Genomic DNA, 24,231 nt, shown 5'->3' with positions numbered 1-24,231 from the left:
AGCCACCGGTCAAATATCGGCAGCTGGCTGCTTAAAGGTGTTTTGATCCCTGTCTCAAAAATAGGGGTCAGTCCCGTTGATATGGCGGGGGTTTCTTATATGTTATCCTATTGAACCTTCCATTTCGAATTTAATCAGACGGTTCATCTCAACCGCATATTCCATTGGAAGTTCTTTTGTAAACGGCTCAATGAAGCCCATGACGATCATTTCTGTCGCTTCTTCCTCTGAAACGCCACGACTCATTAAGTAGAACAATTGTTCCTCAGACACTTTTGACACTTTTGCTTCATGCTCAAGTGAAATGTTGTCGTTCAAAATTTCATTGTAAGGAATTGTATCCGATGTCGACTGGTTATCCATAATAAGTGTATCACACTCAATGTTAGAGCGTGCCCCCTCGGCTTTGCGGCCAAAATGGACAACACCGCGGTATGTGACCTTTCCACCGTGCTTTGAGATTGATTTTGACACGATTGTAGAGGACGTGTTTGGCGCTAAATGAATCATTTTGGCACCTGCATCCTGATGCTGTCCTTTGCCGGCAATAGCAATGGACAACGTCAAACCACGTGCGCCTTCGCCTTTTAAAATAACCGCTGGATATTTCATTGTTAATTTTGAACCGATATTTCCATCGATCCATTCCATAGTTGCATTCTCTTCACATACCGCACGCTTTGTTACAAGGTTATATACGTTATTAGCCCAGTTTTGAATAGTTGTATAACGGCAATAGGCGTCTTTGCGGATGACAATTTCGACCACCGCACTATGCAAAGAATTTGTTGTATAAACCGGTGCTGTACATCCTTCTACATAGTGAACAGAAGACCCTTCGTCAGCGATGATTAGCGTACGCTCAAATTGCCCCATGTTTTCAGAATTAATTCGGAAATAGGCTTGCAGCGGTGTATCTACCTTCACGCCTGGTGGTACATAGATGAATGAACCGCCTGACCATACAGCAGAATTCAATGCCGCAAATTTATTATCAGTTGGCGGAATGACTGTCGCCCAGTATTTGCGGAAAATCTCTTCGTTTTCTTTTAATGCAGAATCTGTATCTTTAAAGACGATCCCAAGTGATTCTAAGTCTTCCTTCATGTTGTGATACACTACTTCGGATTCATATTGAGCAGAAACACCTGCGAGGTACTTTTGCTCTGCTTCCGGAATACCAAGCTTATCAAACGTTTGTTTAATTTCTTCCGGCACTTCATCCCATGAACGTTCTGCCCGTTCAGAAGGTTTTACGTAGTAGTTGATTTCGTCAAAGTTTAAAGCGGATAAATCTCCACCCCATTGTGGCATAGGCATATTGTAAAAATGCTCAAGCGACTTCAAACGAAAGTCCAGCATCCATTCAGGCTCATCTTTTAATTTGGAGATTTCTTCAACAATTTCACGTGTCAAGCCGCGTTCTGAACGGTACACTGAAACGTCTTTATCTCGAAAGCCATATTTGTAATCCCCGATCTCCGGCATTTTTTTAGCCATGTTTCATTCCTCCTGTTAGTTTTATTATTCTTGCTCAGACAAGCCTTTTTCCATGGCCTTCCATGCAAGCGTCGCACATTTGATGCGGGCAGGAAATTTAGCTACTCCCTGCAATGCCTCAATGTCGCCAAGATCCAAATCATCTGGATAGTCGTTTCCTTGCATCATTTCTGAAAAGACCTTTGAAAGTTTTAAAGCTGTCTCTATATCTTTGCCTTTAACCGCTTGTGTCATCATGGAGGCAGAAGCCATTGAAATGGAACATCCTTCTCCATCAAATTTCGCTTCTGACACTTTTCCACCTTCTACATTCATTGTGAGATGAATGCGATCTCCACAAGTCGGGTTATTCATATCAATGGTTAACGTGCCGTCTTCTAACTGTCCTTTATTACGAGGATTCTTATAGTGATCCATAATGACTTGGCGATACAGCTGATCTAAGTTATTAAAAGACATCACTGAAATACTCCTTTGTTTTAACGAGTCCCTGGACGAGCTTATCGACATCTTCTTCCAAATTGTACACATAGAAGCTTGCTCTTGCAGTTGCTGAACATTCCAGCCACTTCATGAGGGGTTGCGCACAATGATGGCCTGCCCGAACAGCAATTCCTTCCGCATCAAGCACAGTCGCTACATCATGAGGGTGCACATCGGCCAAATTAAATGTAACAAGTCCAGCACGCTTTTCACCGGCAAGCGGTCCATAGATTGTCATGCCTTCAATTGTACTAAGCCGTTCCATTGCATAGTCAGCTAAATGATGTTCATACTTCTCAATCTCATCAAGACCGATCTCTTCAAGAAAATCAATAGCTGCGCCTAAGCCAATGGCTCCCGCAATAATCGGCGTGCCGCCTTCAAATTTCCAAGGAAGCTCCTTCCATGTTGAATCATTAAGCCCCACAAAATCAATCATTTCGCCGCCAAATTCCACCGGTTCCATGTTTTCAAGAAGTTCCTTCTTGCCGTACATTACACCAATGCCGGTTGGCCCGCACATTTTATGACCCGAAAAAGCAAGAAAATCGCAATTTAACTCTTGAACATCAATCTTCATATGCGGAGCAGTCTGTGCTCCATCTACAACCATGACGGCTCCTTTTTCATGAGCGATCTCGGTAATTTCTTTGATCGGGTTAATCGTGCCGAGCACATTTGACACCATCATAATAGAAACAATTTTCGTCTTTTCTGTAACTATTTCCTTTACATCTTCAAGCGAAACTGTTCCATTGTTCTGAAGCGGTAAATATTTCAGCACCGCCCCTTTTTCTTTAGCAAGCTGCTGCCAAGGAATAATGTTGCTGTGATGCTCCATGTAGGTGATAACGATTTCGTCGCCCTCACCTACATTTGCCCGTCCATAGCTTTGAGCAATCGTGTTAATAGAGGTTGTCGTTCCTCTTGTAAACACAATTTCTTCACGAGCCCTTGCATTAATAAATTTACGTACCTTATCGCGCGCACCTTCATAGGCATCCGTTGCTCGGTTACCAAGTGTATGCACGCCCCGGTGCACGTTAGAATTGTACTGACGATAGTAGTTGTCAAGCGCTTCAATTACCTGTACAGGCTTTTGAGAAGTCGCTGCATTATCTAAATACACAAGCGGATGACCGTTCACTTCTTGATCAAGAATAGGGAAATATTTTTTAATTTCCTTGGCGTTCATCAGCGTACTTTCCTTTCAATCACTTCAGTCAGTTGCTTTTTCACGCCTTCAATTGGCATTTTTTCAACAACTGGTGCTAAAAATCCATGAATGATTAAACGTTCAGCTTCATTACGGTCGATTCCTCGGCTCATCAAATAGTATAGCTGCAATGGATCTACACGGCCAACGGAGGCAGCATGGCCAGCTGTTACATCATCTTCGTCAATGAGAAGGATTGGGTTAGCATCGCCGCGTGCTTTCTCACTAAGCATTAAAACACGTGATTCCTGCTCTGCATTTGACTTAGAAGCACCGTGCTCAATTTTGCCAATACCGTTAAAGATAGACTTAGCGGCATCTTTCATCACACCATGCTTTAAGATGTAACCTTCTGTATGCTTACCAAAATGAACGACTTTAGTAGTAAAGTTTTGAGATTGGCTGCCACGACCGACAACCACTTGTTTTGTATCGGCAAATGAGCCGTCTCCAATCAGATTCGTAACATTCTCAGAGACTGTGTCACCATCATTCATCATGCCTAGCGCCCATTCAATGCGAGCGTCACGGCCTGTAACTCCGCGGCGGTTCACATAGGTTGTTACCCCACTTGCCAAATTATCAACAGCACCATAAACAACTTTGGCATTTGTACCGGCAGCCACTTCTGCCACAATATTTACTACTCCATTTTCAGGTGTAACCGTCGACACATAGTTCTCTACGTAAGTCACTGAGCTATTGTCATCCGCTACAACAAGCACGTGATTGAACAACACGGCTTTCTCGTTATCTTGAATATACACAGCCTGAATTGGTTCTTTAACTTCAACGTTTTTCGGTATATATAGAAAAGCTCCACCATTCATTAAAGCTGCATGCAAAGCTGTGAGTCTATGTTCGTCCGGTTTCACTACGCTAGTCATAAAATACTTTTGAACAAGATCGCTATGCTCGCGAACAGCAGTGGCAATATCTGTGAAAATTACACCCTGTTCTGACAGATCCTCGGAAATAGCGAGGAAAGCCGGTGTCTGGTTGCGTTGAATATAAAGGTTTTTATTAACCTCTTCAAGATTGATTAACGACTTTACCTGTTCCGGAAGCTCTTCAAGAGAAGCAAATGGCTCACTCGTTACTGTATGAGAAGGAAATTGTGTAAAGTTCCAATTCGTAATTTTCGTTTTTTCTGCTTTTGGCAGCGGCAATTCCTCCGCTTTTTCAAGGGCTGTCAGGCGTAAATCAGCCAGCCATTGTCCCTCGCCTTTTTCTGCTGAAAAAGAGCGGATATACTCTCGATCTACTGGTAGGTTTGTTTCTACAGTCATGTCCGTCCTCCTAGTTATCCAACTTTCGTTTATCGATAAAGAAAACCGCTTCTTTATTTTGCATTGCCTCTCAAGGTATAACCTGTTCTAGCTGTGTAGCTGAAACATGCCACACAGCCAGAATGGCTTACATGTATTGTCCCAAAAAAGGCAGCACCGCTTTTCTTTGTACAGCTCCGTCTTTTTTGGGAATGGAAGCCCTATGCTTGTCTTCCCAGAATAGGCGGCTCTGCTTTTTGTTCTTACTGGCTTACTGTTTCGTCTTCGATGCCTAGCTCTTGTTTGATCCAATCGTACCCTTCCGCTTCAAGGCGTTGAGCAAGCTCTGCTCCACCTGATTTCACGACACGGCCTTGCATCATAACATGAACTACATCAGGTGTAATATAGTTAAGAAGACGCTGATAGTGAGTGATCATTAAGCAGCCAAAATCTTCGCTGCGCATTTCATTGATTCCTTTAGCTACTACTTTTAAAGCATCAATATCAAGCCCTGAGTCGATCTCATCAAGGATCGCGATTTTCGGTTTAATCATCATCAATTGTAAAATTTCATTACGTTTTTTCTCCCCGCCTGAGAAGCCTTCATTTAGGTAACGTTGTGCCATGTCTTGGTCCATTTCCAATAGATCCATTTTTGAATCCATTTCACGGATAAATTTCATTAAAGAAATTTCATTTCCCTCTTCACGGCGGCTATTAATAGCAGAGCGAAGGAAATCGGCATTCGTTACTCCACTAATCTCGCTTGGATATTGCATAGCAAGGAAGAGACCGGCACGCGCGCGTTCGTCTACTTCCATTTCAAGAACATCCTCTCCGTCCAATTCAATGCTTCCGCTCGTTACTTCATATTTAGGATGACCCATAATAGCTGCAGATAAAGTGGATTTACCTGTTCCATTTGGTCCCATAATTGCGTGGAACTCTCCACCTTTTATTTCAAGATTTACACCTTTTAAGATTTCTTTTCCATCAATGGATACGTGTAAATCTTTAATTGTTAATGTTGAAGCTGTCATGTCCATACCTCCGTAATCATCGAAGCAAATCGATGTTTATTATCATTCTCAATTTATTCTCATTACAATCTTATAACAAATGAAAATTATATTCAACCGGTCTGACTGAATTGTCCCGGATATTTGATGATAGTTCATCCTTCATATGAAATCAAGGGAAATGGGAGCCATTTTTCTTAGTTTCTCCCTTGTTTATTTATCTTATTTACAATAGATTTTCTTTTTGAATCATAGAAAAAGCCAGCATGTGTGCTGGCTTTCAGATGGTTGGCAAACTTCCGCGTTCTTTATTGCTATAGCAATTTCGCTCCTGGCGAGTTTTATGGCTTCAAAGACAGTCGTTTTCAATATTTGCGGTAATTTTGTTTTGAACCTTCAAAGTCGGCTCATACGCTAAATTTGAAGGTTTACTTATATGCAATTTTATTATGAAAGATGGTTCGTAAATTTACGGTTGTGATCAGCAACCATTCGTCGGCTCTCCACATATTCCTCTTCACGTTGACGTTCAACATTCATTCTCACTTCATGATTTTGGCGGTACACCTCATATCCAACTCCACGGGATCCATGCATAGCCTTTTCCATACTGTCTGTGTACTGCAAATTCAGTGAGTTTAACGAGTTAATGGGGAATCAATCCTTTCGGTTTTTAGAATGAAATTTTCTTACAGGAACTATCGTAACAGTCTTTCCTTTTTTTCACAAAAGGCATATGAACTGCTCTTACCTGCTCACGCGTGATTTTGCGTGCTTCCTGTCTTTTATATAACCCCATTCTCAAAATTTAAACCATATCCTGCTTGATTCTTAATTTTCCGAAAGAGTCCCCATTCTGTCGTTTTAATGATTTACTTTTAATTCATCGATCGCTTCCTGTACAAGTGTTACTGCCTGGCTCATTGCCGCCCCACCTCCAAAAGCTGCGGCCACACCAAGCGATTCATAAATTTCCTGTTCACTGCACCCTTGATCCAAGCAGCCTTTCACATGATAAAGGATGCAATATTCATCTTGTGAATAGACGCTAATGCCGAGAGCAATCAGCTGCTTTTCTTTTTGGCCGATTTCTCCCTCCTTAAAACACTCTGCCGTAAATGCATTAAAATGACCAGCGAGCCCAGGCATTTTTTTTGTAAATGTGCCAAGCCCCTCTTTATATTCTAATAACGCTGCTTCTGTTGATGTTAAAACTTCTCTGTCCATAGGATAGCCTCCTCTGTTTTTATCTTTTTTAATATGCAGCAAGTAAAAAAGCTTTATTCAAATAAAGAATAAGAAAAGATTTTTCAGCCAAACAGAGAACTGGCCTTTACGATGAAAGATAAAAACACCTGCAAGGGACTCCTTGCAGGTGTTTTTATCTTTATTTGTTAACCGGTACGACTGCTCCGCCCCACTCTTTCAAAATAAAATCCTGAATTTCTTTTGAATGAAGGACTTCTACCAGCGCTTTGATTTTTTCTTTGTCTTCATCGCCCTTGCGGACAGCAATAACGTTTACGTATGGTGAATCTTTGTCTTCAATAGCGATTGAATCCTTTAACGGATTTAAACCAGCATCGATTGCATAGTTAGAGTTAATGAGAACTGCATCGCCTTCTCCGTTGTTATAGGCCTGTGGAAGAAGAGCGGCTTCATAATTATAATCAAACTTCAAATCTTTTTTGTTCTCCGCGATATCTTCAACTGTCGCTTCCTCTTTCTTTACGCCGTCTTTTAATTTAATGAGTCCTTCTTTTTCAAGCATGGTTAAAATACGTCCGTGGTCTGCAACCGAGCTGCTCATTAAAATAGTTGCCCCTTTTGGAAGTTCCTCAAGGGTTTTATATTTCTTAGAATATACACCGATCGGTTCAATATGAATGCCGCCAGCATTTACAAAATCATAGCCATGCTCTTTCTTTTGAGACTCAAGATAAGGGATATGCTGGAAATAGTTAGCATCCAAATCTCCCTCTTCTAAAGACTTGTTCGGTAATACATAATCTTGGAATGTTTCAACCTTCAGATCATAACCTTTTTTCTCAAGCAACGGCTTAGCTTCTTCTAAGATCACCGCGTGTGGTACGTTCGAAGCACCAACAACGATTTCCTTATCTTCTTTGCCGCCTTCTTTTGCTTTCTCATCTTTCTTATCATCTGAGCCGCCACAGGCAGCCAACGCAAACACAACTACTGCAGTTAACAAAGTAAGCAACCACTTTTTCATCTTTCTTCCCCTCCTAAAATTTATCTTTTATCTAACTTATTAGTAATAAGATCACCAATCAATTGAATCACAAACACAATGATTAAAATAATAATCGTAGCAACCAAAGTGACATCATTCCGGCTGCGCTGGAATCCATCCAGATAAGCAAGATTCCCCAGACCGCCAGCTCCAATCACACCTGCCATGGCCGTGTAGCCAACCAGAGCGATCGCTGTAACAGTAATCCCAGAAACAAGCGCTGGCATTGATTCAGGAAGCAGTACTTTAAAGATAATCGTACTCGTTTTTGCTCCCATTGCTCGCGCTGCCTCAATGACTCCTTTGTCAATTTCACGCAGGCCGATTTCAACCATGCGCGCATAGAAAGGAGCTGCCCCGATGATAAGGGCTGGCAGTGCCGCATTTTCACCGATCATTGTACCGATAAGCGCTTTTGTAAATGGAATTAATAAAACAATCAATATAATGAAAGGAATGGAACGAAAAATATTAACAAAAGCAGAGACAATGCTGTAAATTACTTTATTGCTCCATATATTTCCTTTAGCTGTCAAAAATAACAGCAGACCAAGGAGTATGCCCAAAATAAAGGTAGCCACCACGGATATACCCGTCATATAAAGGGTTTCATTTGTCGCTTCCCACATTTTTTCCCAATCAACATTAGGGAACCATTGTTCAAGCATGATGGATCACCTCCGAGCTGACTTCTTGCTTGTCGAGATAGGCCACTGCTTGTGCCACTTCCTCTGGTTCACCCGTTAAATGAACGAATAGTGAACCATACGCACCGTTTTGCGTCTGCGACACTTTCCCTTGGACGATATTTACCGCTATGTTAAATTGACGGATTAAATTCGTAATGATTGGCTGCTCTGCACTTTCACCAATAAAAGTAAGCTTGACTACCTTGCCATTTGGAAACTGTTCAAGCAAGTGCTCTATGGTTTCTTTTGATTCTTCTGGCTCGGTCACTTGTTGAACGAACCGCTTTGTAATTGGCTGCTCGGGCGATTTGAAAACGTTGAGCACCGAACCAAGTTCTACGACACGGCCTGCTTCCATTACTGCCACCCGATGGCAAATTTTCCGAATGACATGCATTTCATGAGTGATGAGCACAATTGTTAATCCAAGACGTTTATTAATATCAACAAGCAGATCTAAAATAGCATCCGTTGTTTGCGGATCAAGTGCTGAGGTAGCCTCGTCACACAACAGAACTTTCGGGTCATTTGCGAGCGCCCGGGCAATACCGACGCGTTGCTTCTGTCCGCCGCTCAATTGTGAAGGATAAGCGTCTTCTCTTCCTTCCAAACCAACTAATTTAATCAACTCATCCACTTTCTTAAGGCGCTCTTCTTTCGACACACCCGCAATTTCTAGCGGAAAGGCAATGTTATCTCGCACCGTTCTTGACCAAAGAAGATTAAAGTGCTGGAAAATCATGCCGATCTCCTGGCGCGCCTGACGCAGCTCGCTTCCCCGGATTTTTGATATCTCCCGGTCCGCAACAACAACAGAGCCCGAAGACGGATTTTCAAGACCGTTCAGCATCCGGATAAGTGTGCTTTTCCCAGCTCCACTGTAACCAATTACACCAAAAATCTCGCCTTTATCTATCGTTAAGTCAATATTATCTACTGCTGTCACTTTTCCATTTTTTGTGGAAAAGACTTTTTTTACATTTTTTATTGAAATCATGCGGCGGTTTTCCTCCATTCCACCCGAAAAAATAAAAAACCTTTCTGCAAAATGAGCAGAAAGGTGTTCTTTAGTAGATTCCTTTCTCTCATCTCCCAAAGCAAAACGCTTTGTGTGAATTGGCACCTTTTCAACAAGCGCTCGCTGTTGACGGTTGCCGGGCTTCATCGGGCACATCCCTCCACCTCTCTTGATAAGAGCTGTATGCAATATGTTGTTCTTAATGGATTTGATTTTATCATTATTCTACGAAAATTGTCAATTATTCTTTAAAAAAATGTTTTTATGCTGTATCAAACTTTTCATAATAAGGGCGGCATAACCAAAGGAACGATTCAAACCAAAGCTTAACCCGGTAAAATCCTGACACCTCGACTGCCCCCATCGCTTCATACAAGCGCAGCTGACCCTGCCCCTCTAAGAGCGGTTCAAGCCCACCCCTCAACCGTAAATGCCAATGATCCGTGCTGCTATTTGAAAGCTGCATTCCCTGATGGCTGATCACGAGCAGCCAGCTCTCACTTTCTCCTACCAGCAGCACGTGTACAGGTTCGAGCGGGAGCAATGGCCAGATATGCGTTCTACCATGGCAAGCTGCCTGTACAGCTAACAATTTCTCTTTCATTTTATTTCCCCCTCTGTTCGCTTTAGCTTTACTTAATAACTTCCAAGCAGAGGAGGAAATCTCCTTTATTAATTACTCGACAAAGTGCGCACTCATTCGCATATTTCGTCAAACATGCCTATATAAAAAACTGCCTCCCTGTAGGAAGCAGCAATCATATATATTGACTTAACTTCTCATATATATGAGGAACCGACTGAAAGGCATAAATCTTTTCCTTTAATTCCCCTTCTTTAAATATAAGCAGACATGGGACACTTTCAATCGCATGATGAATCGCAAAGCTCTCATGATAATTCACATCCATGCGGGCCCATATAAAGCCGTTGTCTACCTTCTCGACAACGTCGACCATCTTTCCAGCTAATTGGCACGTTCCGCACAGCGGTGTATACGCATAGATGGCTACTAAGTGATTCGTCCTGATTAATTCGTTTATATTTTGTTCCTTTTGCATTTCATCCATCCTTTTGTAAAAACTCCCCATGTACATCAATGTTGGCACTTAATAATACAGAAGCCAGATGGCGGTAAGGAGCAGTAGCGACTTCTTTATAGACACGGTCAATGTATAAATGGTGAGCTTCGGGAAATTCACGGATAAATTGCTGACGCAGCTTTTCCCCGGCGCGGTCTGCATCAACAAGGATATATACATCTTGTCCTTCCAAGCTTTCAATTAACTCATCCAGCCGGCTCAGCCCGATTGTTCCATTCGTACAAATGATGTCCACCGGCTCATTTACAATTTCTTGTACTTTCTTCCGATCCGAAGCCCCTTCTACAACGATTGTTTTTTCTGTACGCATGAATATCCCTCCACCGTCTGAATATCTTGCCTCACAGTTTAATTGTCCTTTATTTAGTAAGAAATTGCAAAAGAACACTCCCTAAACCGGAAGTGTCCTTTTCTCATTTCATTAATCTTCTTGTGTCATTTCATCATACTGTTCAGCTGTCATTAAGTTATCCAGCTGCGCAGTATCAGATAATTCGACAACGATCATCCATGCTTTTTCATATGGTGATTCATTAACGAATTCAGGATTATCATCAAGCTCTTCATTTACTTCAACAACTTTTCCGCTGACAGGAGCATATAGCTCGGAAACTGTTTTTACAGATTCAACACTACCAAATGGTTCGTCAGCTGTGATTTCATCTCCTACAGATGGAAGCTCAACGAACACGATGTCGCCAAGTTCTGATTGCGCAAAATGCGTAATGCCGATACGGACGGTATCCCCTTCTGTTTTTACCCATTCATGCTCTTCTGAATAACGTAATTCTTTCGGTGTGCTCATATAAATCCCTCCATTACCTGATTTCAATTAAAACTTTACTTATTATAAAGGCATAAAGCAAGAAAAATAAGCTTTACGCACACTTTACAACCATTGTTTTTCAAATTCTTCCTCTTTAAACCCAACAGTCACTTTGTCACCATCAGTAGTAAGAGGGCGCTTAATAAGCATGCCATCGGAAGCGAGCAATTCCAGTAATTCCTCGTCGGAAGCGGTGCTTACTTTGTCCTTTAATCCAAGCTCGCGATACTTTTTGCCGCTCGTATTAAAAAACTTTTTCAATTCAAGTCCACTTTTTTTATATAAGTCTTTCAATTCTTCCTTGGAAGGCGGATGTTCCACAATATGTATTTCCCGAAAATCAACATTATGTTCTTCCAGCCATTTTTTTGCATTGCGGCATGTTCCGCACTTCGGATACCAGTAAAATGTTAATGTCACTCTTCAATCAGCCTCCTATTTACACAGTGCTCGGCTTTAAAATGTTTTCGCCACCGTTTTCAATTCTCCTGCTCTATTAATTAAAATATACCTGCTTTTTTAATAAAAGACAAAGTTTCAGCTATTCTTCCCCTCCATAACCAATATCCAAAATTACTCAAAAATGGTTTTTAAATTCCTTTATAGGGAATAGCGTTGATGACGGAGGTGTTGATCATGAAAAAAATACAAGACGATACACTGTTCGTTATCGAAAAGCTGAAAGCAGAAAAATATCAAGAGATCAATGACATGTTCACGAGCAAGAAACCTTATGACTTAGCCGCTATTTTTCAAAACCTTCCCGAAAAGCATCGAGCTTCCATGCTAGAACATCTTAATGAAGCTTCTATCGCCAGTATGATACAAAAGTTTAATCAGCTGAAACAACTTGAGTTGCTGGGAAAAATCGGTCCTGCCAAAGCAAATAAAGTTCTCTCCCTTCTGGACACCGATGTATTGTCTTCTCTTTTACTTCACTTCCCAAAAGCCGATCTTGATAGTTTCTTATCAGAGATAAATGATAGTGAAGCCAAATATTTAAAACGAATGATGAGCTATGAGCGAAACACGGCAGGCAGTATGATGACAAATCGGTACCTCGCTGTGCATCTAGAGGATACCGTTGCCGATGCAGTAGAAAAAGCACGTGTTCATGCTATGTACTCTGAAACGCTTTTCATTATTTACGTGCTTGATGAAAAAGAAAAGCTGGCTGGTACAGTCTCTTATCGGGATCTTGTCATTGCTCAGCCGGATGATTTGGTAAAAGACATTATGTTGAAGCAGATTATTTCCGTTCCCTACACAGCGAAGAGAGCAGAGATCAACAAGCTACTCAAGCGATATGATTTCAGCGCAATTCCTGTAGTGGACGAGAAAGAGAGACTGCTTGGGGTTATTACCTTTGATGATATGATGCAGATTGTTATTCAGGAAACGAACGAAGATATTGGTAAATTATCAGCTGTGGATAAAGAAATTGACTTTGACACAAAGCCGCTGACAGCTGCCAAACGCCGATTGCCCTGGCTGATTGCTCTTTTATTTATCGGTCTTGTCTCGGGAAGCATCATTTCGAAATTTGAAGGAACGCTTGAAAAAGTAGTAGCGCTTGCTTTTTTTATGCCGCTTATTGCTGGGATGACCGGCAATACTGGCACCCAGTCTCTAGCAGTAGTCGTACGCGGTCTGACAGAGCAGGAAATCAACGTGAAGGTAGTCACCCGTCTAATCCTTCGAGAATTTCGCGTCAGCTTAATCATCGGCATAACATGCGGTCTGCTCATTTCTCTTATTGCATTTATTTGGCAGGGAAATATATACTTAGGAATCGTCGTTGGAAGCTCGCTTCTACTCACCCTTATTCTCGGAACGCTTGCTGGAACGATCGTTCCACTCATACTCTACAAGTGCAACCTTGACCCTGCTGTTGCTTCAGGTCCGCTTATTACTACGGTCAATGACATCTTCTCGCTCGTGGTCTATTTCTCTATTGCTTCTTTTTTCTTAAGTCAATTAGTTTAGCTGTCTTTCAACAATCTTTATATTCAAACAAAAAGTGCCTGGAAAGTTATATTTCCGGGCACTTTCTCTTAATTAAACCGTATACTTTTCCACTTCAATCAAGCGATCAGCTGCTTCACGTTTCTTAGCGATTACATTAATGGGAGTGTATCTCGTTAACTTTCTTAAAATAGAGGTCATCATGCGCAGCGTGTCGCCCTCTTCTACAGCAACAAGTGTTTCTTTAGCATCAGCTTCAATTTGATTGAAGGCTTCTTGACAAAAGATTTGGGTATATAACAGTTTTTGCTTTGCTTTTTCCTCTCCAGCTTTGGCAATTGCTTTTTCTGTGCGAAGAACGACGGACTCCATCGCGTAAATATTGTTAACAATGTCAGCAATATTGGCGAGCACTTCCTGTTCTTTTTCAAGCACTTTTCCATACTTTTGAACAGCTAGACCGGCTGCAAGCAAGCCTATCTTTTTTGCATTCTTCACTAAATACTTTTCTTGTTCAAGCGCTTCTGTACCGACTTCTTCCGGCATCAGCATCATGACTTCATTTTGCAGCTCCTGTGCTTTTTCAAACAATGGCAATTCACCCTTGAACGCCTTGCGCACGTATGTCCCCGGTACAAGCAGACGATTGATTTCATTTGTTCCCTCGAAAATACGGTTAATTCGGGAGTCGCGGTACATCCTCGCAATTTCATACTCTTCCATAAAGCCGTAGCCACCGTGAATTTGTACGCCTTCATCTACTACATAATCAAGCATTTCCGAGCCAAAAAATTTACCGAGTGAGCATTCAATGGCATATTCAGCGATAGAAGCAGCGACTGACAAGCCATCTTTTTGCTCTTCTTCCGAAAGCTGGCTCATTCGGTCTTCAAAGTAACCGACTGTACGGTAAATGGCACTTTCACTTGCATAAATTTTAGACGCCATATTAGCAAACTTTTCCTTAATCAAATTGAAAGAGGAAATCGGTGTTTTAAACTGCTGGCGCCCATTCGCATACTTTAATGAGATGTCCAATGCCCGTTTAGCACTACCCACTGCTCCAACACCTAGTTTGTAGCGGCCAATATTTAAAATGTTAAAGGCAATGACATGACCTCTTCCCACTTCTCCAAGCAGATTCTCTTTTGGTACCTCTGCATCCTGGAGGATAAGTGTGCGTGTGGAGGAACTTTTAATCCCCATCTTATCTTCTTCCGCTCCTGTGGATACACCAGGAAACTCCTTTTCTACAATGAAGGCAGAGAATTTATCTCCATCAATTTTTGCATAGACAACGAATACATCAGCAAAAGCCGAGTTCGTAATCCATTGCTTCTCTCCATTTAATATATAATGGGTGCCGGCTTCGTTTAATTTTGCTGTTGTTTTTGCTCCAAGCGCATCGGAACCCGAACCCGGCTCTGTCAATGCGTAAGCAGCAATTTTCTCTCCAGTAGCTAAAGTCGGCAAGTACTTTTGCTTTTGCTCTTCGTTGCCGAACAGCACAATCGGCAACGAACCAATGCCAACATGGGCTCCATGAGTAATGGAAAAACCTCCGGCAGCCGCCATTTTTTCAGCAATTAAAGCTGAACTGACTTTATCAAGATTCAATCCGCCGTACTCTTCAGGAACGTCAGCACTCAACAGTCCCAGTTCTCCAGCTTCCCGGAGTAACTTTACAGAACGATCAAATTCATGCTTCTCCAAATAAGGAACTTGCGGCATAACACTGTTATTTACATATTCTTCGGTTGTTTTGGCGATCATTTTTTGCTCATCAGAAAAGTCTTCGGGTGTAAATACTTGATCATATGTTACATCTTCAATTAAGAATGCTCCACCTTTAACTGCCTGTCTTTCTGTTTGTTTTGCCATCTATAATTCCTCCCATTCCCTTTTATTCGTTTTATTCACAATAGCTCAAATACGCCAGCTGCTCCCATTCCTCCGCCAATGCACATAGACACCATACCGAATTGTTCGCTGCGGCGTTTCATTTCATGCAGCAGCGTCAGCGTCAGTTTTGCCCCTGAGCAACCGAGAGGATGTCCGAGAGCAATCGCTCCACCGTTGACATTTACCTTGTCTTCATCAAGGCCAAGTTCCCTTATGACTTGGATGGATTGTGAAGCAAACGCTTCATTCAATTCAATTAACCCAATGTCAGACAGACTAAGACCAGCAAGCTTCAATGCTTTCGGAATAGCTACCACCGGGCCAACTCCCATGATTTCCGGAGGAACGCCCCCTACAGCAAATGATCGGAACTTCGCCATCGGCTTTAATCCAAGCGCTTCCGCTTTTTCTCTTTCCATGACCATTACTGCTGCTGCTCCGTCGCTTGTTTGCGAAGAGTTTCCAGCTGTTACTGTGCCACCTGCTGCAAATGCCGGCCGCAATTTGGAAAGCACCTCCATGTTCGTTCCCGGACGCACCCCTTCATCCTTTGTAAAATGGACCTTCTTTTCGACCGGTTTGTGATTCGGTCCGATTTCTCGAATTGTGACTTCCACGGGCACCGTTTCATCTGCAAATTTCCCGCCTGCAATGGCTTGTGCGGCCCGCTGATGGCTCCGAATGGCAAACGCATCCTGCTCCTCGCGTGTAATACCATATTTTTTGGCAACCTCTTCTGCTGTATGCCCCATGCTCATATAGTATTCCGGCATTTCTTCTGCAATGCGGAGATTCGGACGGACAACATGCCCCATGACTGGCACGAGACTCATTGATTCTGCTCCTCCAGCAATAATCGTTTCTGCCTGGCCAATCATGATCCGTTCCGCAGCATAAGCAATTGCCTGCAATCCGGAGGAGCAATAACGGTTAATAGTTACGGCTGGTACGTTATACGAAAGACCAGCAAGTGCGCCAATATTTCGCGCCATATTCAGTCCCTGCTCTGCTTCTGGCATGGAACACCCTATGATTAAGTCATCGATTTCCCCTTCGTAGTTCCCTGCGCGCTTCACTGTCTCTCTCACCGCAAGCGCTCCCAAATCATCTGGGCGGACTGTGGCGAGCGTGCCTTTTTTCGCACGCCCGACCGGTGTTCTAGCACCGGCAACGATTACCGCTTCTTTCATCAGCTTTCTCCTCCTCGCTTTTTTATCTATTGGAATAAGAATCTAGTTAATTGCGCAGCGGTTTGCCTTTAACGAGCATATGCTGCATGCGCTGTTGTGATTTTGGCTCAGCAATTAAACTGAGGAACGCCTCCCGTTCGAGGTCAAGCAAATATTCTTCATCCACTTCCGTTCCAAACGGCAGCTTTCCTCCGGCAATAACATACGCTAATTTTGAAGCGATTTTAAAATCATGCTCTGAAATAAAGCCTGATTTTAGCATGGATCGTGCACCTAAAAGTAAGGCTGCATACCCCGTTTCCCCTACAACAGGAACTTTCTTTCTCTTTGGCGCCCGATAGCCAGCTTCATAAAGGTACAAAGCCGCCTGTTTTGCATCATATAGCAGGTGGTCACTGTTGATACTGATTCCGTCTGCTTCCGATAAGAAATTATTCTCTCTTGCTTCTGCTGCCGAAGTCGACGTTTTAGCCATGGCAATCGTTTCAAATACCTTGTTAGCCACTGCCTGCAGGTCAATCTGTACACCATTCGCCATCTGCTCTAAATGCTTTAAATAGAGCTCCTTGTTTCCGCCGCCACCCGGGATAAGCCCGACACCGACTTCCACAAGACCTATATAAGTCTCCGAACTTGCTTGAATATGCGCAGCCGGCAAACAAACTTCTGCACCGCCGCCAAGTGTCATCGAGAATGGAGCAGCAACGACCGGTTTGCTCGAATATTTCACTTTCATCATTGCTTGCTGGAAGCCTTTTACGACCATATCTACTTCCCAGAGGTTATCATCCTGTACCTCCAGCAAAATCATAGCTAAATTAGCGCCGACGCAGAAATTTTTCCCTTGGTTTCCAATGACAAGCCCTTTGTAATTTCTTTCTGTTTCATCAACCGCGTAATTAATCATTTGAACAATATCCGCGCCAATCGCATTGTTCGGTGAATGAAACTCAAGCAAAACAATGCCGTCCCCAATATCAATCAAACTCGCCCCGCTGTTCTTTTTAAGAACTTTTCCTTGTTTCTTCAGCCTTTTTAAATCAATTACTTTCTCGCTGACAGAAACTTTTTGATACCCGCCGTTATGATAAAAATACACCTCTCCATTTTCCTCTCTATAGAAAGAAGAATGGCCGGCTTCCATCATGTCTTTCACCCAAAGCGGAATTTCGAAGCCCTCTGCCTCCATTTTTTCCAAAGAAGATGGCAGGCCAATCGCATCCCATATTTCAAACGGTCCTTGCTCCCAGCCGAATCCCCATTTCATTGCCTGATCGATCGAGACAATGTCATCGGCAATTTCGCCAGTGAGGCGAGCCGAATAAATCAGCACCGGTGCGATGATCTTCCATAAAAAATTTCCAGCTTTGTCATCACTGTAGATGAGCGTCTTCCATTTTGCCGATAATCCTTTTTGCTGCTTCGCCAATTCGATTGAAGCCGCTTTCATTTTCTTACGTTCACTGTATTCCATTGTTGTCGGATTAAGCTCCAGAATGGTTTTACCTTCCTTTTTAAAGAAGCCTTGGCCGCTCTTTGCGCCAATCCAACCGTTATCGCGCATCTTCTCCATAAATTTCGGCACATCAAATACTTGTTTTTCTTCTCCTTCTACTTGCTCGTAAACATTGTTGGCCACATGAATAAACGTATCAAGCCCCACTACATCAAGCGTGCGAAACGTGGCACTTTTCGGCCGGCCAATTAATGGCCCGGTAATGGAATCTACTTCACCGGCAGAAAGTCCGGAATTTGTCATTTCCTGAACCGTTTTCAGCAATCCGTATGTTCCAATACGATTGGCAATAAAGTTTGGCGTATCCTTGGCGACTACTACTCCTTTACCGAGAGTATCCTCACCAAACGTCTTCATATATTGGAGTACTTCTTGATCGGTATCTTTCGTTGGAATGATTTCGAGCAGCTTTAAGTAACGTGGCGGATTAAAAAAGTGGGTACCGAGAAAGTGACGACGGAATTCTTCTGAACGCCCTTCCGCCATCGCCTCGATGGATATTCCTGACGTATTCGAGCTGACAATGCTGCCGGGCTTTCTATATTTTTCTATCGTTTCAAACACTTGTTTTTTTACATTTAAGTTTTCTACCACCACTTCAATGATCCAATCAACATCTTTTAGTTGTTCTAAATCATCCTCTAGATTTCCCGCTGTAATATATTGAATGTTGTTCTTCGATGTGAGCGGAGCAGGCTTTTGCTTTAGCAGCTTTTTCAAAGCATTGGCAGCGAATTTATTTCTGATTTCTTTATCGTTAATTGTAAAACCTTTCGCTTCCTCTTCTTTTGTGAGCTCGCGCGGAATAATATCTAATAATAAAGTCGGGATACCGATATTCGCCAAATGAGCAGCAATTCCTGAACCCATTACGCCTGAACCTAAAACGGCAGCCTTTTGAATGTGCTGAACCAACATAATTCCCCCTTCACATCTTTGAATGAATGCTCATTCATTATTTCTATTACTAATATAACCCAACCTTTCATTTGGTGCAACGAATAAAGAAGAAAAAATTGAAATTTTCAAACTTCATTTGATTTCTTTCGCAAAATGGATACCTCTCTTCCTCCTTTAAAAACTAGATTATATAAATATTGACCTAAATTCCTACTATTTTTATGTTGTAAAATTGTTAAAGAACTCATATAAAATATCCTATCAGCTTACTTACATCGCCTTAAGGACATATGCTATTTTTTCTGCATTTAGCTGTATGGTTTTTCTTCATTTTAGTAAAAGGACGTAAACCTTTAACTGTGCTCCAATTCAATTTACTCCTTTAATTGAAAGCTGTTAGACAGAGCACTTTCTCAGAATACAAATAAAAGACTGCCTTCAGTCCACTACCTTGAAGACAATCTTCACTTCACACACTTTATTCCAATGTTCATTTATATACATGCTCAACCATCATAATTAATTAGCGAAGTACCTGATTATTTGGAACCCTCTGTCTCATCCCAACTAGCAAAAAGCGAGTATCTTCATCGTCCTTCCTCCATAATCGTTACATTAAAAATAGCAGGGTCAAGGTAGCGGCTCAATAATCGATTAGCCAGTCAAAAGATTCAAGGTTAGTGAGAAAATATTGCAAGGGGTTAGACTTCTATGAGCAAGGTGATTGGTTTAATACTATAAGGAAACGTATCTGCTAACAAGAATGATCCTAATCGCGCGCTCTCCACATAACTCCTCGCCCAAGTTTTTTTAGTCTCTCTGTTTATCCTGTCCCTTGCTGCTCAGAAGGGTGGTCCATTCTCATTGATTTTGAAAATCATTATCAATTATAGTTGACATTCATTCTCAATTAAAATATGATAAATACATGAACAGTTTACTTGTCCCGTTGCTGTTCTCTCATCAGAAAGAATAATATGCACAGCGGCTGTGCGAATGCCCACCCGCACAGCCCCCCTTAATGCATTCTTTACCTCTCTTTTTTATAAAAACGGCCGCGAGAATCTTCTCGCGGCCGTTCAATTTAATAATATAAAACATTCACTTTTTTACATTTGGCACAAGTTTCATAATACTGATTACCTCTATAATGATGGTCACAATTTTGCTGAATGAGCCTTAAACGATTTTGTAGAAGGACCAGCTTTGCTTTTAATTGATCAATTTCCCGTTCAATTTTATGGACAGTCATCTGCATTTCTCCTCCCGCTCACTGGTATATACTGCTGCCGGCTTGCTTGAACTCCTTCGCCTTTTGCTCCATCCCCTTTTCAAATGCTTCATCTGTATTTATTTCATTTTCCTTAGCATAATTGCGAATATCTTGAGAAATCCTCATGCTGCAAAACTTCGGGCCGCACATTGAACAGAAATGAGCAGTTTTTGCGCCCTCCGCCGGCAAGGTTTCATCGTGATATTCCAGCGCACGTTCCGGATCTAAGGACAGGTTAAACTGATCTCTCCAGCGAAATTCAAATCGTGCTTTTGACAGCGCGTTATCCCTCTTATGAGCTCCGGGGTGCCCTTTCGCCAAATCGGCAGCATGAGCAGCAATTTTGTAAGTCACTACCCCAGTGCGTACATCATCCCGATTGGGCAACCCTAAATGCTCTTTCGGTGTGACATAGCAAAGCATCGCTGTGCCGTACCAGCCGATCATCGCGGCTCCAATTGCAGAGGTAATATGGTCATAGCCTGGGGCAATGTCCGTTGTTAGCGGACCCAGTGTGTAGAAAGGGGCTTCCTGGCAAACTTCAAGCTGCTTATCCATATTCTCTTTAATAAGGTGCATAGGCACATGGCCGGGTCCTTCTATCATTACTTGCACATCGTGTTCCCATGCAATTTTAGTCAACTCCCCGAGTGTTTCCAACTCAGCAAATTGTGCCTCATCATTGGCATCAGCAATGGAGCCGGGACGCAGTCCATCTCCTAGAGAGAAAGAAATATCATAGGCTTTCATAATTTCACAGATTTCTTCAAAGTGAGTATATAAAAAATTTTCCTGATGATGATAGAGACACCATTGAGCCATGATTGAACCACCGCGTGAGACAATCCCAGTCATGCGCTTAGCTGTTAATGGCACATAGCGGAGAAGCACTCCAGCATGAATAGTAAAGTAATCTACCCCTTGTTCCGCCTGTTCAATCAATGTATCACGATACACTTCCCAAGTAAGAGCTTCTGCTACACCGTTCACTTTCTCAAGCGCCTGATAAATAGGGACAGTCCCCACTGGAACGGGTGAGTTACGGATAATCCATTCACGGGTCGTATGAATATTCTTTCCTGTCGACAAATCCATAATAGTATCCGCTCCCCAGCGTGTTGCCCATGTCATTTTTTCTACTTCCTCTTCGATTGACGAGGAAACAGCTGAATTACCGATGTTTGCATTAATCTTTACATGAAAATTGCGCCCAATAATCATCGGTTCAATTTCCGGATGATTGACATTAGCTGGAATAATTGCTCTTCCTCTCGCTACTTCCTCGCGGACAAACTCAGGTGACATGTTTTCTCTGATTGCAATGAATTCCATTTCGGGTGTAATGATTCCCTTTTTTGCATAATGAAGCTGCGTAATGTTCTTTCCCTTTTTTGCACGCAGTGGCTGGCGCTTTAACCTAGGGAATAGATGATGATTGGTTCGGGGATCGTTTTTCTCTTTATAGCCATTGTCTTCAGGTTTTATCTCTCTTCCTTCATACGCCTCTACATCATTGCGTTCATTAATCCACGGACTGCGAATAGTCGGCAATCCTTTTGTAATATCAAGCGTGTAATGAGGGTCTGTATAAGGACCGCTCGTATCATATACACGCACGGGCGGATTTTCTTCCTCACCAAACGTACCAGTTGTTGGAGTGAGGTTGATTTCACGCATGGGAACTTTTAAATCAGGACGAGAACCTTCAATATAAACTTTCTTACTACCCGAAAAACTGGACATAATGGAAATGTTTTTTTCACTTAATGAGGATGTGGACATAAAAAAATCTCTCCTTTTCAACGGATTAATCGTTTAAGGACGAGATGCAGGGCATAGCATGTGGAAAAGCTCACTCATGTACATAAAAAAGCCGGTGTCCAATCAATGGATGGACCCGGCTAATATGTATGCAGAAGTAATCATAATAAATAACTGTTTTAACTTCCCCACGCTGGTATGAACCAGATCAGGTCCCAAGAGTCAAGAAACTTCATCGCGTTCCTTTCTCAGCCCAGCTCATTGGACTCCCCTAGTTATAACTATTTAATTTGACTCCATTATACATAGAGCTGCTATAAAAGTAAATATGTTTATTCAGAAAATTCCACCGTTTTATCAACTAATTACAGTCTTCCGTCCTTCCAGAAATTCTGGGTTACATGGGCAGAGGGATTGTAAGCTTTCAGTTCATATCCTTCCTTCTTTAAATAAACTAGAATTTGCGGAAGCACTTCTGCAGTGATCTTCTTCTCATGCAGTAAAATGACAACATTCTGATCGCCCTTCTTCTTTTGCAATTTAATTCCCGCTTGAATATTTTGCAAAATACGCGCTTTCGAAGATGTGTTATATTTCCAGTCCTCACTGTCTATATCCCAATCCCACAACCGATAGCCTTTTTTAACTAAAGCATCACGGAATGGCTGTTTTAGATAAGGGGAACTTCCAAATGGAGCCCTAACCAAAACAGAGGACTGGCCAGTCACTTTCTTTAATGTCTGATTTGTTTTTTCCATTTCGTTTATAAAGTTTTGTGGCGACTTATAAAGCGGGTTCACTTTATGGGTTACGCTGTGAAGGGCAAGGTAATGCCCTTCTGCTGCAGCTTTTTTCGCCGCAGCCCCATACCTTGAAATATTGGGTTCAATATAGAAAAATGTTGCTTTCACTTGCTGAGAAGCAAGGGTTTTTAAAATGCTGGCTGATTGAGCACTTGGACCATCATCAAATGTTACATAAGCGACTGGCTTTTTAGCTGGCGGCGGACTTTTCAATCGATCAAAAAACGGTTGATTAGCCACTAAAAACTCTTCGTTGGACAACTTTGATCCATCCTTCGTATAGAGGCGTACTGTTTTATGCTCACTCAAGTAATCTGCCTGGAAACCAAATTGCTCTGCAATCCAGCGAATTCCAATATAAAACTTGCCATTTTCAGTGTAAGTAACTGCAGGGGCCACAGCTTTCCCGTCGAGCAAGGCTTCCTTCGTTTTGATGTTTACTTTCAGCTGCTGGCCGTTTTTTTCAAAGATATAAACTCCTTCTTTTTCCTTGATGGTTTCTTTTATATATAAATAGCGTGATAGTTTTTCTGATGGAGCAACTGCCTGACCATTGATGATAAAGGCTTCTCCTGTTGTAAACGGCAGCATTTTATCATGGAGCCCTATGTAAATGTTCTTCTTCTCGGCCGCATGAGTCGGCATTCCCCCTGCACAAATAAACAGCAGTAGGAAGCTGCACATGATTATTAATCTTCTCTTCATCTCTCTTACCCCTTTTTTCCCTCTAAATTTTATCTATTTATCTATTTTTCACCATTATAATACATATTTTTCACTTATGTTACAAAAATATTAAAAATATTACTTATTAAATTTTATGCAGGAGGGTATCCTTTATCACTCTTTTTCTGTATGTAGGAAGTGAAAGGAGGTGATCAGCATGGCACAAGCAATATTGATGAAGTCCACGTTAAGTCTCGTCTTTGATCACGGGTTAAATGATGAAGGAAAACCAATTCACAAAACAAAAACTTTTGCCAATGTGAATGAAATGGCAACGGCAACTGAATTAGAAACAGCTGGCACAGCGATTGCTACTTTAACTGATAAACCAGTTGTCACAATTGCAAGGAATGATTATTTTGAAATCAATTAACAGGAGGAAATAAAAAATGGCTAAAGTTCTTCAGTTGCAATTTGCTACCCAGTTAGATAAAACTGCGACATTGTCGATTGAAAACCCTAAAGAACCGATTGACCCATTGGCCGTAAAACAAGCCATGACCGCGATCATTCAGTCAAACGTATTTAACTCGACTTCCGGAGCTTTGACAGGCATCAAAGGGGCTCATGTTATCGACCGCAGCGTGACACCTATTCCCATTAACTAGCAAGCAGAAGGAAAGCCGGTTTCTCGGCTTTCCTCCTCTTCATAGGAGGATAAAAAATGGAGACACTCATGCCTTTTATTCAGGAAGTTGGCTTTCCGATTGCCGTCACCTTTTATTTACTTTATAGAATCGAAATAAAACTGGACGGTGTAATCCAATCTATTCAGAACTTGCCTGAAAGAATGCGTAACTAAAAATAAGAGAGGAT

At 42.0% G+C, this 24,231-nt stretch carries 25 protein-coding genes and 2 riboswitches; of the genes, 4 read left to right on the top strand and 21 right to left on the bottom strand.

Going from position 1 to position 24,231, the window contains the following annotated elements:
* Positions 1-102 precede the first annotated feature (102 nt).
* The 15 genes from sufB to ACH0BF_RS20855 form a co-directional block, all read right to left on the bottom strand.
* The gene (gene sufB / locus ACH0BF_RS20925) at positions 103-1,500 is read right to left on the bottom strand and encodes a Fe-S cluster assembly protein SufB (protein ID WP_120034254.1); all 1,398 of its coding nucleotides are present in this window, start codon (positions 1,498-1,500) and stop codon (positions 103-105) included.
* Between the two features lie 24 nt (positions 1,501-1,524).
* A complete protein-coding gene (gene sufU, locus ACH0BF_RS20920; RefSeq protein ID WP_340852671.1) occupies positions 1,525-1,959 on the bottom strand; it encodes a Fe-S cluster assembly sulfur transfer protein SufU in 435 nt (144 codons plus the stop codon).
* Entirely contained in the window at positions 1,949-3,178 is a 1,230-nt protein-coding gene (locus ACH0BF_RS20915) for a cysteine desulfurase (protein ID WP_340852669.1), read from the bottom strand. The genes sufU and ACH0BF_RS20915 overlap by 11 nt, the downstream gene beginning before the upstream one ends.
* Positions 3,178-4,488, bottom strand: coding sequence for a Fe-S cluster assembly protein SufD (gene sufD, locus ACH0BF_RS20910; protein ID WP_340852666.1), 1,311 nt, complete (start codon positions 4,486-4,488; stop codon positions 3,178-3,180). The genes ACH0BF_RS20915 and sufD overlap by 1 nt, the downstream gene beginning before the upstream one ends.
* A gap of 242 nt (positions 4,489-4,730) precedes the next feature.
* On the bottom strand, positions 4,731-5,510 hold the full coding sequence (sufC, locus tag ACH0BF_RS20905; RefSeq protein ID WP_120034262.1) for a Fe-S cluster assembly ATPase SufC: 780 nt from the start codon (positions 5,508-5,510) through the stop codon (positions 4,731-4,733).
* A gap of 426 nt (positions 5,511-5,936) precedes the next feature.
* Complete coding sequence (locus tag ACH0BF_RS20900; protein WP_182917009.1) at positions 5,937-6,098, bottom strand: YuzK family famiily protein; 162 nt, start codon at positions 6,096-6,098, stop codon at positions 5,937-5,939.
* A gap of 255 nt (positions 6,099-6,353) precedes the next feature.
* Positions 6,354-6,716, bottom strand: coding sequence for a carboxymuconolactone decarboxylase family protein (locus ACH0BF_RS20895; RefSeq protein ID WP_120034266.1), 363 nt, complete (start codon positions 6,714-6,716; stop codon positions 6,354-6,356).
* A 160-nt stretch (positions 6,717-6,876) separates the two neighbouring features.
* The gene (locus ACH0BF_RS20890; protein ID WP_120034268.1) at positions 6,877-7,722 is read right to left on the bottom strand and encodes a MetQ/NlpA family ABC transporter substrate-binding protein; all 846 of its coding nucleotides are present in this window, start codon (positions 7,720-7,722) and stop codon (positions 6,877-6,879) included.
* Between the two features lie 20 nt (positions 7,723-7,742).
* Positions 7,743-8,411 carry a methionine ABC transporter permease gene (locus ACH0BF_RS20885; RefSeq protein WP_120034269.1) on the bottom strand — a complete coding sequence of 223 codons (669 nt, stop codon included), beginning with the start codon at positions 8,409-8,411 and terminating at the stop codon, positions 7,743-7,745.
* Positions 8,404-9,429, bottom strand: coding sequence for a methionine ABC transporter ATP-binding protein (locus ACH0BF_RS20880; RefSeq protein WP_120037895.1), 1,026 nt, complete (start codon positions 9,427-9,429; stop codon positions 8,404-8,406). The genes ACH0BF_RS20885 and ACH0BF_RS20880 overlap by 8 nt, the downstream gene beginning before the upstream one ends.
* An 85-nt stretch (positions 9,430-9,514) precedes the next feature.
* A riboswitch (SAM riboswitch) is annotated at positions 9,515-9,629 on the bottom strand.
* A gap of 83 nt (positions 9,630-9,712) precedes the next feature.
* A complete protein-coding gene (locus ACH0BF_RS20875) occupies positions 9,713-10,054 on the bottom strand; it encodes a hypothetical protein (protein ID WP_120034271.1) in 342 nt (113 codons plus the stop codon).
* A gap of 154 nt (positions 10,055-10,208) precedes the next feature.
* Positions 10,209-10,511: a thioredoxin family protein gene (locus ACH0BF_RS20870; protein WP_340852661.1), complete on the bottom strand. Its 303-nt coding sequence runs from the start codon at positions 10,509-10,511 to the stop codon at positions 10,209-10,211.
* Position 10,512: 1 nt separating this feature from the next.
* Positions 10,513-10,863 carry a toprim domain-containing protein gene (locus ACH0BF_RS20865; protein ID WP_120034275.1) on the bottom strand — a complete coding sequence of 117 codons (351 nt, stop codon included), beginning with the start codon at positions 10,861-10,863 and terminating at the stop codon, positions 10,513-10,515.
* 111 nt (positions 10,864-10,974) lie between these two features.
* Complete coding sequence (gene gcvH / locus ACH0BF_RS20860) at positions 10,975-11,358, bottom strand: glycine cleavage system protein GcvH (RefSeq protein WP_120034277.1); 384 nt, start codon at positions 11,356-11,358, stop codon at positions 10,975-10,977.
* A gap of 84 nt (positions 11,359-11,442) precedes the next feature.
* Positions 11,443-11,799 carry an arsenate reductase family protein gene (locus ACH0BF_RS20855; protein ID WP_120034280.1) on the bottom strand — a complete coding sequence of 119 codons (357 nt, stop codon included), beginning with the start codon at positions 11,797-11,799 and terminating at the stop codon, positions 11,443-11,445.
* Between the two features lie 216 nt (positions 11,800-12,015).
* On the opposite strand from ACH0BF_RS20855, the gene mgtE reads away from it, so the two are divergent.
* On the top strand, positions 12,016-13,365 hold the full coding sequence (gene mgtE / locus ACH0BF_RS20850) for a magnesium transporter (protein WP_120034282.1): 1,350 nt from the start codon (positions 12,016-12,018) through the stop codon (positions 13,363-13,365).
* 72 nt (positions 13,366-13,437) lie between these two features.
* Here mgtE and ACH0BF_RS20845 read toward each other — a convergent pair whose 3' ends face one another.
* The 6 genes from ACH0BF_RS20845 to ACH0BF_RS20820 all read right to left on the bottom strand — a co-directional run bounded on the left by ACH0BF_RS20845 (position 13,438) and on the right by ACH0BF_RS20820 (position 23,394).
* Complete coding sequence (locus ACH0BF_RS20845) at positions 13,438-15,225, bottom strand: acyl-CoA dehydrogenase family protein (RefSeq protein WP_406910228.1); 1,788 nt, start codon at positions 15,223-15,225, stop codon at positions 13,438-13,440.
* A 35-nt stretch (positions 15,226-15,260) separates the two neighbouring features.
* A complete protein-coding gene (locus tag ACH0BF_RS20840; RefSeq protein WP_406910227.1) occupies positions 15,261-16,436 on the bottom strand; it encodes an acetyl-CoA C-acetyltransferase in 1,176 nt (391 codons plus the stop codon).
* A 46-nt stretch (positions 16,437-16,482) separates the two neighbouring features.
* Positions 16,483-18,870: a 3-hydroxyacyl-CoA dehydrogenase/enoyl-CoA hydratase family protein gene (locus tag ACH0BF_RS20835; RefSeq protein WP_406910226.1), complete on the bottom strand. Its 2,388-nt coding sequence runs from the start codon at positions 18,868-18,870 to the stop codon at positions 16,483-16,485.
* A gap of 1,066 nt (positions 18,871-19,936) precedes the next feature.
* Positions 19,937-20,104 carry a serine protease gene (locus ACH0BF_RS20830; protein WP_120034292.1) on the bottom strand — a complete coding sequence of 56 codons (168 nt, stop codon included), beginning with the start codon at positions 20,102-20,104 and terminating at the stop codon, positions 19,937-19,939.
* 18 nt (positions 20,105-20,122) lie between these two features.
* Positions 20,123-21,907, bottom strand: coding sequence for a phosphomethylpyrimidine synthase ThiC (thiC, locus tag ACH0BF_RS20825; protein ID WP_340852646.1), 1,785 nt, complete (start codon positions 21,905-21,907; stop codon positions 20,123-20,125).
* Between the two features lie 147 nt (positions 21,908-22,054).
* Positions 22,055-22,169, bottom strand: a riboswitch (TPP riboswitch).
* 82 nt (positions 22,170-22,251) lie between these two features.
* Positions 22,252-23,394, bottom strand: coding sequence for a polysaccharide deacetylase family protein (locus tag ACH0BF_RS20820; RefSeq protein ID WP_406910225.1), 1,143 nt, complete (start codon positions 23,392-23,394; stop codon positions 22,252-22,254).
* 178 nt (positions 23,395-23,572) lie between these two features.
* Here ACH0BF_RS20820 and ACH0BF_RS20815 point away from each other — a divergent pair, with 178 nt between their 5' ends.
* Genes ACH0BF_RS20815 through ACH0BF_RS20805 form a run of 3 tightly spaced genes read left to right on the top strand, consistent with a single transcriptional unit; the run spans position 23,573 to position 24,217 of the window.
* The gene (locus ACH0BF_RS20815; protein WP_120034299.1) at positions 23,573-23,788 is read left to right on the top strand and encodes a DUF1659 domain-containing protein; all 216 of its coding nucleotides are present in this window, start codon (positions 23,573-23,575) and stop codon (positions 23,786-23,788) included.
* A 16-nt stretch (positions 23,789-23,804) separates the two neighbouring features.
* Positions 23,805-24,023 (top strand): DUF2922 domain-containing protein, encoded by a 219-nt coding sequence (locus ACH0BF_RS20810; RefSeq protein ID WP_340852642.1) that lies wholly within the window; start codon positions 23,805-23,807, stop codon positions 24,021-24,023.
* Positions 24,024-24,079: 56 nt separating this feature from the next.
* Positions 24,080-24,217, top strand: coding sequence for a YvrJ family protein (locus ACH0BF_RS20805; protein ID WP_120034303.1), 138 nt, complete (start codon positions 24,080-24,082; stop codon positions 24,215-24,217).
* Positions 24,218-24,231 lie beyond the last annotated feature (14 nt).

It is taken from the genome of Pseudobacillus sp. 179-B 2D1 NHS, assembly GCF_045370945.1.
Taxonomy (GTDB): domain Bacteria; phylum Bacillota; class Bacilli; order Bacillales; family Domibacillaceae; genus Pseudobacillus.
The sequence above is the reverse complement of the archived record's forward strand: the minus strand, read 5'-3'. Positions and strand labels throughout refer to the sequence as shown.